The following is a 12288-nucleotide window of genomic DNA, read 5'->3' as shown; positions in this document are numbered from 1 at the left end:
CGGCCTTAGCCCCGACGAAGGCCTTTGGCACCGCACCGGATGGGCCGGACGAGCCTGACACACCCGGGATTTACACACGTTTTGTCCTATAACCCAAACCCTTAGACCTCGGTTGGGACTTCACGAGCAGGGTTAAACAAGTGATCCCTGGTGCAAGGACCAAGGATCACCGATATATGACGCGCCGGTCCAAGCCCGACGCTCGCTCAAACACGATAGCATCAACCCCGTGGATCAGCAAGCAATGATGACGGCCTTCCTGGGAGAGAAGCGTCTGGAGCCCTTCTTGGACGCAGCCGCTCGCGACAGCGAGCGCGCCTCCAACCTTTACCGCTGGAACATGAAGCTTGGCGGATCCTTCCACACCCAAATCTCCTATGTGGAGGTTGCAACCAGGAATGCGATCACGAAGGCCATCTCGGACTGGAACGAGCACCAACCTCTCCCTCAAGCTCAGGGGACGTTCGGACGTGACTGGACTGCACCCGGCGGCTTGGCGGACCCGTTATATGGTCAGATGAGCCACACTGTTAGACGGGCGCGTAAATATGCGCTTCAAGAATCTCAGAACAGGCATCCTTCGCATCCGCGGCACAAAGACGCCCCTACGCACGATGACATCGTTGCGCAGCTAACGTTCGGCAACTGGACATCCCTCTTCACGGATCGGAATGTGCCAAGCAGACGCGAGCAGTTGTGGACAGATGCGCTTCGATTCGCTTTCCCGAACGCAGATCAATCTCTGGCTGGCCTGAACAAGCTCACGTATCAACTTGAAACACTCCGCCGCCTTCGCAATAGAGCGGCGCATCATGAGAATGTGCTGGCCGTTAACGTATCTAGCCGGCTGAACATGACCTTGTCAGTCCTCCGGGCCATAGATAAGCGTTTTCCAGACTGGGTTATGGCTGAGAGCACTCTGCGGCGCATAGCCAAGGAAGACCCTCGGCGTCTCTGGTAAACAATGCCGCCAGCACGGGGGCCTGAACCAAAAAAGCAGGGCCGGTCAGTGACCGGCCCTGCTCTTGAGTTATCCGAAGACTAGATAGCCTGGATGTTTACTGCCTGGGGACCCTTGGGGCCCTGCTCGACGTCGAAGGAGACCTTCTGGTTCTCTTCGAGGGAGCGGTAGCCCGAGGAGTTGATTGCGGAGTAGTGAGCGAAAACGTCCTGGCTGCCATCTTCCGGGGAGATGAAGCCGAAGCCCTTTTCAGCGTTAAACCACTTGACGGTACCTGTAGCCATAATTTCAGTCCTAACTGAAGGTGGAGATTGTTCCCGACTTTCGGGTCTCCGGTGTGGGGTGTTCTCCACCGTTACTTCAGAAGGTCGCAGACCAAAGTGGACTGCGGGGACTGCCTGAACTACCAAATGCCAAACACAACAACACCGTCAAGTTTACAGACATCTGGCGGTATGGCTAGTGCTGGGGCGGATTAATCCAGCCGGTGTGGTTTCGGTGGTCATACCAAGTCATCCTCGGTTTTGCGCCGCAGTTGCCCGTCCGTTCCACGTTGCCATCTGCGTCCGTCGCTATCGGTGAAGGTTACCGACGCCATGTAGGCAGAATTGCCGGTTACAGGCACCAGGACTACATCGTCCGTGAGCAAGGATGGCCAGCGCGCGTCTCCCCCAATGAAGTATCTACCCGGCGGGACGATCTGGGCCGACGCTGTCATGGAAGGAACTTCCTTGTTTTTCCCAGTCACGCCACGAGGTCGCACCAGTTCGAAGTCGAAGACAGGCCCGTCACTCGCATTGACCAGCTCGACTCCCCATGGGCGGCCAACCGACAGATCCCCTTCGACCGGCCACAACGCTATCTTCGACGCCTGCCTTCGCTCTTCCAAGACAACAGCGCGCTCGTCCCGAGCACCTTCGAGTTGGCGCATGCACTGCGCCTCCTTGACAGCCGCGGCTGAGTGCCGCGTGGCTCGTGCCACAAACCACAATGCAACCGACGTCGCCACGGCTCCAACGATCTCTGCGAGATCCGCCAAAAACTCCATAACCACCCTTCCTTCGCGTCTGCGGGGCAGGTGCCTGCCCTTTAGTTGGGTGTCACCAACGACGGCGGCATGACGGACAGGCGCGCATCTGCAGCTTCGGCGCATGGCCTCTACCTGACGTGCCGCTTCGCGCCGTATGCTGCACACAGGTCTCAGCCCTAACACCCCGGAGGAAGATCAAATGCAGATGCCCAAGCCGTCAGAGGCCGACAAGGAACGCTTCCGCGCCGCCGTACCGGAGCATCCTGATGTTGTGGTCAAGCCGATGTTCGGAAACCTGGGAGCGTTTGTGAACGGCAACATGTTCGCGGGGTTGTTCGGACCAACCATCGGCGTGAAACTCTCCGAGTCCGACCAGCACGAGCTCGAGGCAAACCACCAGACGCAACCCTTCGGCCCGGAAGAGCGCCCGATGGGTGGCTACGTCGGTCTTCCGGAAGCCTGGCAGGACGACGCCGAGCAAACGGCGGAGTGGGTGGCGAAGGCATTCGAGAACGTGTCGAAGATGCCGCCGAAAGCTGCGAAGGCGTCTAAACGCTAGCCAACCCCTCGACCGCGGCCATCCCTCGTTGACAGAAGCGTACGACGGCGGCATGACCGTTGGGTGCGTCACGAACCTTCAGTGCGGCTCACCTAAGTTTTGGGAGCTCGTCAGGAATCAGGGGAAGCACATGCACATGGAATACCGGGCTGGTGAATCAACGTTCGGTCCGCTGCCATTGAAAAGCATCTGGGAACCGCACATCCTTCGGGATTTCGAGCTCAGGGTCATCCTGCAGGTGGCCGGTTGCGAAGATATCGTTGCCCGCCTCCTGCAAGGCGGCGGTGTGGGTCCCGCGGACATACCACCCTTGGATGTCGCAAACTACGTAGCCAAGCAAAAGGGCTACCTTCCCCTCTTTGTCGGTTCGGACACGGAAGTCCGCATCTCAGAGGGCGGCGAGGACGTTCTCCGAGAGTTCTTTGCCTCGGATGAATGGAAGGGTCGGAACCGCAAGCAGACGCGGCGCTTGGGAGTTCATTCCCCGTGGTGGAATCGTCGCTTTTGACACGTCAGCCTCCCGCGCTGTGCCTAAAACAACCGGCTGTACCTCTCCGTGGCAGCCCGGGCTTCGCGCGACGAATAGCCGGTGTACCAACTCAGTCCCATAAGGCTGAACGAACCAGCAACCAGGCAGCCGACGGTGAGCAGATCGGATGAGAAGAATGTCAGACCTGAAAGGAGGCTGGCCGTGAGCCCAAGAAGGACCGTCACGGTAAGCCACTGTCGGCTCGACCACCCACGGACCCGCACGCCGGCGCCGTCGTGCCACCAAAGACGTGCGCGGAGGGTTAGTGGCAGCTTTTGTGTGAACGGAAATTGATCCATCGGGGCAGCATGGCATCCACCACCGACATTTTGACGCCGGCGCCAGAATCGGCGGCCTACGCCGCGTCCCTCATCTTCTCGGCGCCCAGGCGTCTCTCCAGAATCACCCCGGCAATCGTCGCCGGAACACCGATGAGCACGAGAAGAGTCATACTCCAAATCCCGCTGATCACGTGGGTAAATTGCAAAATCAAAATGGCCAGAATCAATGCCGTGGATGCCAAGCTCAGTATGCGGAACTTGCGTGCAGTAGTCATTCTGGAAATCGTCCCCCTACGAAGTCGTCTGCGAAGCGTATCGTCTCCTATCCCGTACGGCACATAGTCGTGCGAGGATGGCACAACTGACAAATGGGGGTTTCCAGTGATTAGTTCGCGGCGATTCGTGTGCATTGCGGCCGGATTTGCAGTTACCGGCATGTTGTCCAGCTGCACGTCTGAGCGGGCGACAGAGCCCGACGCCGGCCTCCCGCCCGTGCCAGGCCCGACGTTCGCGTCACTGGTCGAAGCCCGAGAAGCCGTCGCCGCCGTCGTCGGATGCGAGAGCGAGCCAACCGCGAGACCGATCGTTAACCCGGATCTGGCCGGGTTCACGGCCGAATACGCGGTTTGTGGCAGCAAGGTCCAGATCGAGTGGTTCAATAGCTCGGATGCTCGGGCCGACGCCGCGCAGGTCTACATGGATACCTCGCAGCCGTTGGCGATCGTTGAAGGCGAGAACTGGATCGTCGCAGACTTGTCCCTTGCCTTGGAGGAAAACTGGAGCGGCAAGGACCTGAACAAGGTGGCGCAAGAAATTGGCGGAATGTACACAACTTTGAACGGCTTCAAACAGTCATAGGCACCAGCCCGGCCTTGCCTCCGCTGCAAAGATGCACCGCGAATTAAGGTGGTTCCAACGCCAAGGAACAGGAACCACACATGCCGGACAACCAAGAACCCGAGCCCACCCCAGAGCTCGAAGGCCAGACCTCAATCCACGACTTCATAGCCCCAACGCCGGCCACAACCCCTGTGGAACTCAGGGAGCCGACGGACGCCGAAATTGCAGCGTTCTTCGAGGCCCAAAACAACTAACCGAACCCAAGAAAACCCATCCCCTAACAGAAGCCCCAAGCGTACAATCCACGCCATGGGATCTGCCCCAGATACCGTGATCATCGGCGCCGGCCAAGCCGGTCTCGCCACCAGTTACTGGCTCACGCAGGCGGGCGTCGAGCACCAGCTCCTCGAGCGACGCGACTCCCTCGGCGGCGCGTTCCAGGACCGCTGGGACGGGTTCTACATGAACACCCCCAACTACACGCTCGACCTTCCTGGGATGCCCTACACCGCCGATGACCCCGAAGGCTTTCTGCCCCGAACCGCCGTCGTAAACTTGCTCAGGCGATACGCCGAAGTGATCAGCGCTCCCATCCACACCGGCGTCGACGTCACCAAACTGTCGGCCGGAACGGACGGCACTTTCAGCCTCGAAACCTCGCAAGGCAGTCTGCACGCCAAGAAGGTAGTGCTCGCTACCGGCGCCTACCAGGTGCCCAAGGTGCCAGCCATGGCCGGCAAGCTTCCCAAGGAAGTCACCCAGCTTCACACGCACGACTACCGCAATCCGCAGCAACTGCCCGAGGGTGCCGTCCTGATTGTCGGCACGGGGCAGTCGGGCGGGCAGATCGCCGAAGAACTGCACGACGCCGGCCGCGAAGTCCATCTGGCCGTCTCCACCTGCCCCGAAGCGCCCCGCCGATACCGCGGCCAAGACATCCTCTACTGGCTCCTCGAAACCGGCAAACACGGCCCCGACTTCGGCGTCAACGCCCTCACCCGCGAGGCGCTCCCCTCCCCCGCCGCCCGCCTCGCGTGCAACCCGCTACTCTCCGGCGCTGACGGCGGGCACGACATCCACCTCCGCGAACTCGGCCGCCGCGGCATGCACCTGCACGGCCGCCTGGAAACGATCGACGACGGCGACATCACCTTCAGCGACGACCTCCCCGAACGCTTGGCAACAGTCGAGTCCGGGTTCGATCAGCGGATGCGGAAAGCGATCGACGCGTACATCGCGGCGGCCGGCCTGGTTGTGCCGAACCAGCCGCCGGTGCCGGGCGACGACTGGCTACCTTCCGAGCCCGCTTCCTTGAACTTGGCCGACGCCGGCATCACATCCGTGCTGTGGGCGACCGGGTACGGGCTGGACCTGTCGTTCATCGACCTCCCGGTGCTGGACGAATGGGGATACCCGCGCCACACCGGCGGCGCCACCGAACAGGCCGGGCTGTATGCCGTGGGGCTTCCTTGGCTGACACGGCACTACTCGTCCATCCTGGGCGGGGTGGGGCTGGACGCGAAGCTCTTGGCTACCCACATCGCCGGTGGATGACGTTTCGCCGCATCCGGTGGCGTCCAACCTTCCGATCATCGAAGCGCTGTAACCGTGGCCGTGGTTAAGGATCCCAGAGAACACATCAGTTTAACTGCCATTTGCTACTCAGGAGTGCTGATGTCAACGCGAGGTCCCAATCCGTTGGCGCTTAGATACCGCAGTGCACGTTCTATTGCATCAATCTTCCGCCGCAGTTCTTTGAGCGTAGGAGCTGCTTCGTCGGAAAACTCGTCGAGCCGCTCGTACTCGCGGCGCACTTCCATCTCGGTCTCGACAAGAACCTGCCACAGACCCATATCCGGTTCCAGGACTTGTTTCTGCCGAAGAATTGCGGCTGCGAGGCGGCGCTCAACAACGCCAACGAGAGTTTCCGCCGTGGTTCCAGGACTTGCCAGACCGTAAGCAATACCGCCTCCGCCGGCCGTGACGAGCGTCCCCGCAGTTAGCAGGCCCCCGATCATGCCGCCAGGACCAAAGCTCGCCAGCGCGCTCGTAATCACTGCGGCTCCTGCGAGGCCCGTTCCGGCAGCGAGTGCCAAGCCGCCCGTCGCTACGACGATGGCTGCCGCGCCCGCGCCAAGGGCACCCCACTTGATCCAGTTGACCCCGCGACTACCGCTGAGTGCTTCCTGCGCAAGCCTTGCTGCCGCGAACACGTCGGCGCCATACTGGCTTCCCAGCCCCATCTCAGCCGTCAGGTCTTCCATGGCTTCCTGCCACAGTTTTTTGGAGACGGTGATCTCGAAGGGGCGTATGACGTTCTCTGCTGCCAGCACCGTCAGAAGAACAACTGCTTCGTCTTTCGAGACATAGCTGCTCGGAAGCGGCTCGGGTACCGGAGCCCCGAGATCAGAAACGTCGAAGGCAAGCCCAGCAATTTCTGAAGGTATTCCCCTGCCTTCGCCGGAGTTTCGTTTCCTGATGTCCGCGACTACGGTTGCTTGCACTTGGCGAAGTGCCCCCGCGAAACGATCCTTTTGTTCGCCTTGCAGGCGCGCCTTCACCAGATAGGCGTAACGAAGGGCCAGAAGCGCAAAATGCTCTGTGGCGTCCAACGGAATTTCCAGCCCTTTATCTACCGGTGCCAGATCTGTCGTCTTAGAGCCATATAGGGCGTAGCCGATGGCGTCCGCCACAGCGTCGTGGGCCAGGTATTCGACGGCAGCGTGGGCTGCAATCGCAACTTTTCCTGTGTGAATACGGAGATCGATCAACCACGGAAATACCGATGACAACCCACGACGCGCAGCCACAGGGTCGGCGGCGTTCCAGAAGTTCACCCACCATGCCAAATTGGTCGGCGGCTCACTAAGCGTGTCGCGAAGTTTGTCGACGTCGAAGGCACCACACGCCAACGGGCTACCTATCGTGACCATCCCCGCGATCTCAAGGCCCACGGGCAAACGCCTGACGATGTCGGCGGCTATGACTGAGCCGAGGCTGTGACCGACGATCACGAGCCTCCCCGAGTCCGGAAGCTTGCTTAGGATTCTCTCCAGGACCTGAGCCCGAATCTTCTGATTAGTGAGGTAGTTTCGCGCTTGACCGAACGGGGGCGACGCCACTGCGGCATCGATCCAGACGTCACTGCCGATGTAACCGTTCCCTCTATCGTGACGCCCGAACCTGGACTCCAAGGCTCCGATGCGGCGCTCGAATTCGCGGCGGTTCTTTCTAGCTGCCTCGCGGAGAGGCTGCTTGATGGTCACTGCCGGCATCTTGCAAGGTTCGTCGGCGCCCTTCAGCGCGTGTGCATATTTAGGGGCTATCACGCGCAGCGACTCTAGATTGGGGTAGCCGAGGCGTACCAAAGACTGCGTCAGCTCGGCCATCCAGCGATCTTCTGGATCGCCTTCTCCCACTCCATGCAAGAACAGCAAAATCGATTCGTTCGACAAGAAAAGTCCCCTCGTGTCCACTCTCGGAAATCATCACTAATAACCCCAAGCCTTTCGGACAAGGATGTTCAATCGGCGGGTCATTAAGAATTCTGGCATCTGGTGAGATCAGATTCTGATAAATCAATCTCAGTGCGCTCGAAATTTACTATATGGCGCCGACGTCAGCATCTGAGGCGAGTATGGTCCCATACGCGCAACTTGCCAAATCACGCACCCGCTCCAACAGCGATTCGGGCTCCCGCGAAAGATCCACTGGAAACTCAACCACAGACACATCGGTATTCCTGACCCGGCGAACGCGGGACTCACCACGTCCCGCATAAACAAGCCAAGCACGCGGCACCCCAAGAGCGGTGCAGTAAGCCAGCATTTGGTAGTGATCAGCATTGGGATAGGCTCCACTGACGGACGCGGCCTTGTACTTGGCATCGAAGATCATCGCGGGTCGTCCCCGGATGGTGTGCACCACGTCAACGAACATCCGCACCCGATCACTACTTGCATACCCGGGTTCTGAGTCGTCCAGGAACGCTTCGTATTGCCACTCTGTCAGACCAGGGTATGGCTCCAGCGCCTCTCGAAGGGCGGTCGATACGAAGTCTTCAAACACAGTGGCCATGTTCACCACGAAGGATGCGACCGTACGGTGACCCATGCCGGCCTCGGCAGACATCGTTCGGAGGATGATCTCGGACAACCTCAATGCCGGCACATAGTGCGCATTGATCCTGGACTCGGTCCAGGTAGGCAGCGGAGCTCCATAGTTCAAGGCCGAAACACCGTCGAGCTTTGAATCCAGGTGCGCGAGTCGCCCGACAAGGGATTCAGACAGCCGCGGAACATGGAGCATCATCCGAAGAGCCGCCCGGAGAATCTGGTTCTCAGTAACGTCGGACGTGTAGTCGTCATACGAGACTTCCAGGGGTAGAAGTAGCCCAGGGCGCCGGGTCATCTGGTCGCCGACGCGGATGCGCCCCATGACGGTCCGCAGCGCTTCTTCCACATGAACGTAGCCATTGAGCGGGCCACGCTCGAGTGCTCGTTCGGCGTACCTCGCTAGCGATTCACCCAAGGCAGCAAAGAGGTCCTTGTCCTCGCCGGCAACGACGTTGTCCGGCCTGAAACCAGGATCGGCGGCATACCCCAGCAGAAAAAGCAGTTTGCTGAGACCTACCTTTTCCTTGGGTTTCACCCTGACGAGAAGGTCGTCAATCTGGACTGCACCTACTTTGCCGGAAGGCAGAATTGTCCAAGCTCCGCCATGCACTGGGACGACGGACACCAGCCCCGTGTCCCGGAGCGTGGCCGCAACTTCGCGGTCCAGGACGACGGGCTCCGGGTATCCACGAAGCTCGTCGAGGATGATCTCAGTCGGCACTAGTCTGTGACTTCGTCGTCCGATTCCGGCACAACGACAGTCGTAGCCAGACCGGCATCGCCCCTGGCCTTACGCCGAATGGCGGCGAGGCCGAATTTATCGCGGATCTTTTCCCGACTCAAACGGCCGAAGTACTGCTCCTCAAGCAGCGGTAGCAGTTCGTACTTCCAGATTTCGGCCAGACCCTGATCGGTCTCGGCGTGCTCCTTCATGAAGTAGGACGGCCCAATCATCAGGTCGCGGTTCGTCGCCTCGATTTCGCTGTTCAACGCATTCAAGAGCTCGGCGCGCAGGGCCGGTTGCCCGGTCGTCGCCAGAAATCGCTCCAACATACCGGAGATCATGCCCTCCTGTGGGTGAAGCTCCACGAAAGCGAACCGACGGCGGATTGCTGCATCCACCATGGCTATGGAACGGTCTGATGTATTCATGGTGCCGATGATGAAAATGTTAGGTGGCAGCACGAATGTCTGCTGTGGATTGTATTGAAGGCTGATTCCTTGGTCCCGGTACTCCAGCAGGAAATACAGCTCACCAAAGATCTTCGCTAAATTCCCGCGGTTCATCTCATCGATGATTAGGAAATAAGGCTTGTCACGATTGCCCTCCAGCGACGCCTCTGCGGCGATACGCCGCAACGGGCCAGGTTCAAGACTAAAGCCGACACTCCCGTCGTCGGACCTTGCGGGACGGTAGCCCTCAAAAAAGTCCTCGTACGCGTACGACGGATGAAATTGCACCGTTTTGACGTGGTCACCGTGCTCCTCACCCGCAAGGAAACGCGCGATCTTGCCCGCCAGATATGTCTTGCCGGTACCCGGCGGACCGTAGAAGACAATCTGCTGACGTGTCTGCAGCATCCGAATTACTTCTTGGATGTCTTCACGCTGGACATGCAGCCTGATCGCGAGGTCGTCGGTGGCCTCGCGTAGTTGAGGCACGACGGCGGCCTGAGGCGATGCGGCGGACGCCGGTTCGGAGCCGGTTACCTCGGGCTCAATCTCGAACCACGCGCTGATGACTGGGAGTCCATCTGTTAGGTCAACGATCGTTCCTTGCTCGTCTAATAGGCGCGGCAACGGCGCGGGAAGATCAGCGTTGGCAATCGGTACCTGCCTCCAGGCCACCTGCCGCCGCAAGCGGGACGTCTCGTCGTCCACGTACTCAACCTCCCCAGTAATTACTCCCAGGTAGAGGTTGCTTTCGAAAGCTGTGAGAACGAAGTCGTCTACCTTCATCTGAGTGAGGAAGCGGTAATATTCGAGCGTTTGTACCTTACGCTCGGCGTAGTCGATGTGCTGGTAGCCGTGGTTGACGGCGGCTTGGACTTCTTCGTAACTGGCACCCGGAACCAGTGTCCCCAAGTGCTGGGCGCGAGTGGAAACGAAGTCCTCTGCTCGCCACTTGTTGGCCATAGCCACGCCGCCCTGGTTCTGGCGCACAAGCCAGGCACGATGGCCTTGGGCAGTTCGTCTGATCCACTCGAAAGAATATGGCTCGTCATACCATTCGATCCGGTGCCCATCCCGCGCCGTCAGTGCGGCTTGGATATGCATTAGATCTCGGGCAATGTCGAGCTCGGCATTGCCAGTTTCACCGCCGATTACGTGCGCGAAGGCCTTACGGATCCGAACGCGGTGATCCCTGCTGACGATGGGTTCGCTGTATGACGGCCACACCAGGTATTCAAAGGCGTACCGAATGGCCTGAACGTCCTCCGATACGGCCTGTGTGGTCCGGAGGAGCAGTTCGGGGTCCTCCAGCAACGTGCCGGGCTCGCCCACAGTTTGGCGCACAGTAATGACCATACGCGCCAGCCAGCCCAAGTGCTTCCACTGGTACATATTGAAGCCAGTACCACCGTTGAAAGCACCCCCGGTAACCGCGAGTCCATCATCTATCTCGTCCGGCACCACTGACCCTGGCTCTGTTCCGATCCAAGACAACACCCGGTTGACTCGCGATCGGCGAGTAGCGCCCGTCAAGTTTGCGAGCGGCAAAGTCTGCAAAGCAATCAGTTCTGCCGCCAGCCGGACTACTCCGTCAGACGCTCCACTGAGTTGATGCTCCAGCTTGTCGAGGAACTTGCCATCGCCGAAGTCCGGCGCGTCAATGACCCTTCGGATAATCTCCTCTGCGTTTTCCACCGTCCATGTGGGAGCACCGCCACCGAACGGTGAAGGTTCAAGGAGCAGGCCAGCATCAATGATTGCCCGGGCTGCCTTTTCGGTTGTCGGGAATGGCCCATAGGGACGCGCACCAGGCGACAACTCATCGTCAACCTTGTCACCCCTCCAGGTCCTGAACGCTTCGCTGTCTGAGTGGTCCCACTCATTCGTCGGATCAACGTTCATCACGGTCCACATCAGGCCTTGGGCGTCCAGTCGGTCACGGAGATGAATGCCGTACTCAGGAGCCAGCCGGACGACTTCGTCGAGGGCTTCGAGCAAAAGTTCATAACGGCGAGCAGGTTCCCCGTTGGCCCCAGCTTTGTCCCATCCGACGAGCTTGAGAAACTTCTTGACGGCTTGAGCCCGATAGGGAGGGAAGTTGTAAGGATCCCTACTCATTAGAAGGAGGGAGGCAAATCCGATGATGCCTCCGACAGAGAACTGCTCCGGGTTGTGCGGACGAAGGGCAACGGTGAACTCATCAATGCGGCCAGCATCCATGTCACCTTCCCAAAGTAAAGCAATCACCGACCACAGATCGTCCGGCTGAGTTCTGCCCAGATCCACCAAACGCATCATGAAGTATCTGTTCATGAGATTCGACGACGCTATGTCCCTACGAAGCGCTTCGAACCATTGCGGATCTTGATGCAGGAAGATTTCTCTGGTCTTGCGGAGCCGTTCGGCCAGAGCGAGCTTGTAGCTGTACTCATCTGCGTCTAGATCGACAGTCGCGGAGAATTGAGCTGCGAACTCCATGAACCGATGCCATTTGGGATCGCTCATGCCGCAGCTCCCACCAATAGCGACCTCAAGCGGCATTCGACACAACGCGACATCCAGGAACTCCGAATCTGCTCAGTCGGCGCAAGGGGCATGCACCGTGGCCGTGGCCCATGCGTGGGCTACTGTCAGCTCGGCGTTCACGACCACCTTCATATCTAGCACCGCTAATGCGCGAATCGGTGGACGACACAGGGGTCGGCTGTATTTGACGCGGGTCGACTCTCTACCAGCTGCTTGTAGAGCCACACAACCGCCACAACATCCGCCTCGGCGAACACGGCCGCCAGTGCTTGCA

The 12288-nt window shown here is 59.6% G+C and carries 12 protein-coding genes; 6 read left to right on the top strand and 6 right to left on the bottom strand.

Features of this window, described 5'->3' with window-relative positions:
* Positions 1–229: 229 nt before the first annotated feature.
* Positions 230–961: an Abi family protein gene (locus ACIPV6_RS22405; RefSeq protein WP_400273009.1), complete on the top strand. Its 732-nt coding sequence runs from the start codon at positions 230–232 to the stop codon at positions 959–961.
* Between the two features lie 80 nt (positions 962–1041).
* Here ACIPV6_RS22405 and ACIPV6_RS22400 read toward each other — a convergent pair whose 3' ends face one another.
* Positions 1042–1245 (bottom strand): cold-shock protein, encoded by a 204-nt coding sequence (locus tag ACIPV6_RS22400; RefSeq protein WP_021472668.1) that lies wholly within the window; start codon positions 1243–1245, stop codon positions 1042–1044.
* A 218-nt stretch (positions 1246–1463) separates the two neighbouring features.
* Positions 1464–1892, bottom strand: a complete 429-nt coding sequence (locus tag ACIPV6_RS22395) for a hypothetical protein (RefSeq protein WP_400273008.1) — start codon at positions 1890–1892, stop codon at positions 1464–1466.
* 298 nt (positions 1893–2190) lie between these two features.
* On the opposite strand from ACIPV6_RS22395, the gene ACIPV6_RS22390 reads away from it, so the two are divergent.
* Positions 2191–2550, top strand: coding sequence for a TfoX/Sxy family protein (locus ACIPV6_RS22390; RefSeq protein WP_400273007.1), 360 nt, complete (start codon positions 2191–2193; stop codon positions 2548–2550).
* A gap of 130 nt (positions 2551–2680) precedes the next feature.
* Positions 2681–3058 (top strand): hypothetical protein, encoded by a 378-nt coding sequence (locus ACIPV6_RS22385; protein ID WP_400273006.1) that lies wholly within the window; start codon positions 2681–2683, stop codon positions 3056–3058.
* A gap of 376 nt (positions 3059–3434) precedes the next feature.
* On the opposite strand, the gene ACIPV6_RS22380 is transcribed toward ACIPV6_RS22385, so the two are convergent.
* Positions 3435–3635 (bottom strand): hypothetical protein, encoded by a 201-nt coding sequence (locus ACIPV6_RS22380; RefSeq protein WP_400273005.1) that lies wholly within the window; start codon positions 3633–3635, stop codon positions 3435–3437.
* A gap of 160 nt (positions 3636–3795) precedes the next feature.
* Here ACIPV6_RS22380 and ACIPV6_RS22375 point away from each other — a divergent pair, with 160 nt between their 5' ends.
* The 3 genes from ACIPV6_RS22375 to ACIPV6_RS22365 all read left to right on the top strand — a co-directional run bounded on the left by ACIPV6_RS22375 (position 3796) and on the right by ACIPV6_RS22365 (position 5754).
* Positions 3796–4218 carry a hypothetical protein gene (locus ACIPV6_RS22375; protein WP_400273004.1) on the top strand — a complete coding sequence of 141 codons (423 nt, stop codon included), beginning with the start codon at positions 3796–3798 and terminating at the stop codon, positions 4216–4218.
* A gap of 80 nt (positions 4219–4298) precedes the next feature.
* On the top strand, positions 4299–4454 hold the full coding sequence (locus ACIPV6_RS22370; RefSeq protein WP_400273003.1) for a hypothetical protein: 156 nt from the start codon (positions 4299–4301) through the stop codon (positions 4452–4454).
* A gap of 55 nt (positions 4455–4509) precedes the next feature.
* Positions 4510–5754, top strand: coding sequence for a flavin-containing monooxygenase (locus ACIPV6_RS22365; protein WP_400273002.1), 1245 nt, complete (start codon positions 4510–4512; stop codon positions 5752–5754).
* Positions 5755–5858: 104 nt separating this feature from the next.
* On the opposite strand, the gene ACIPV6_RS22360 is transcribed toward ACIPV6_RS22365, so the two are convergent.
* The 3 genes from ACIPV6_RS22360 to ACIPV6_RS22350 form a co-directional block, all read right to left on the bottom strand.
* Positions 5859–7655, bottom strand: coding sequence for a hypothetical protein (locus ACIPV6_RS22360; RefSeq protein WP_400273001.1), 1797 nt, complete (start codon positions 7653–7655; stop codon positions 5859–5861).
* Positions 7656–7803: 148 nt separating this feature from the next.
* On the bottom strand, positions 7804–9036 hold the full coding sequence (locus tag ACIPV6_RS22355) for an McrC family protein (RefSeq protein WP_400273000.1): 1233 nt from the start codon (positions 9034–9036) through the stop codon (positions 7804–7806).
* A complete protein-coding gene (locus tag ACIPV6_RS22350) occupies positions 9036–11993 on the bottom strand; it encodes an McrB family protein (protein ID WP_400272999.1) in 2958 nt (985 codons plus the stop codon). The genes ACIPV6_RS22355 and ACIPV6_RS22350 overlap by 1 nt, the downstream gene beginning before the upstream one ends.
* Positions 11994–12288 lie beyond the last annotated feature (295 nt).

Source organism: Paenarthrobacter sp. NPDC089988 (assembly GCF_044748465.1).
Classification (GTDB): Bacteria; Actinomycetota; Actinomycetes; order Actinomycetales; family Micrococcaceae; genus Arthrobacter.
This window is presented reverse-complemented; position numbering and strand designations above follow the sequence as displayed.

Excerpts from the sequence above, each read along its gene's own strand:
- ACIPV6_RS22400 (WP_021472668.1), bottom strand. The coding sequence starts at position 1,245 with ATGGCTACAGGTACCGTCAAGTGGTTTAACGCTGAAAAGGGCTTCGGC.
- ACIPV6_RS22395 (WP_400273008.1), bottom strand. The coding sequence starts at position 1,892 with ATGCGCCAACTCGAAGGTGCTCGGGACGAGCGCGCTGTTGTCTTGGAA.
- ACIPV6_RS22390 (WP_400273007.1), top strand. The coding sequence starts at position 2,191 with ATGCAGATGCCCAAGCCGTCAGAGGCCGACAAGGAACGCTTCCGCGCC.
- ACIPV6_RS22385 (WP_400273006.1), top strand. The coding sequence starts at position 2,681 with ATGCACATGGAATACCGGGCTGGTGAATCAACGTTCGGTCCGCTGCCA.
- ACIPV6_RS22380 (WP_400273005.1), bottom strand. The coding sequence starts at position 3,635 with ATGACTACTGCACGCAAGTTCCGCATACTGAGCTTGGCATCCACGGCA.
- ACIPV6_RS22375 (WP_400273004.1), top strand. The coding sequence starts at position 3,796 with ATGTTGTCCAGCTGCACGTCTGAGCGGGCGACAGAGCCCGACGCCGGC.
- ACIPV6_RS22370 (WP_400273003.1), top strand. The coding sequence starts at position 4,299 with ATGCCGGACAACCAAGAACCCGAGCCCACCCCAGAGCTCGAAGGCCAG.
- ACIPV6_RS22365 (WP_400273002.1), top strand. The coding sequence starts at position 4,510 with ATGGGATCTGCCCCAGATACCGTGATCATCGGCGCCGGCCAAGCCGGT.
- ACIPV6_RS22350 (WP_400272999.1), bottom strand. The coding sequence starts at position 11,993 with ATGAGCGATCCCAAATGGCATCGGTTCATGGAGTTCGCAGCTCAATTC.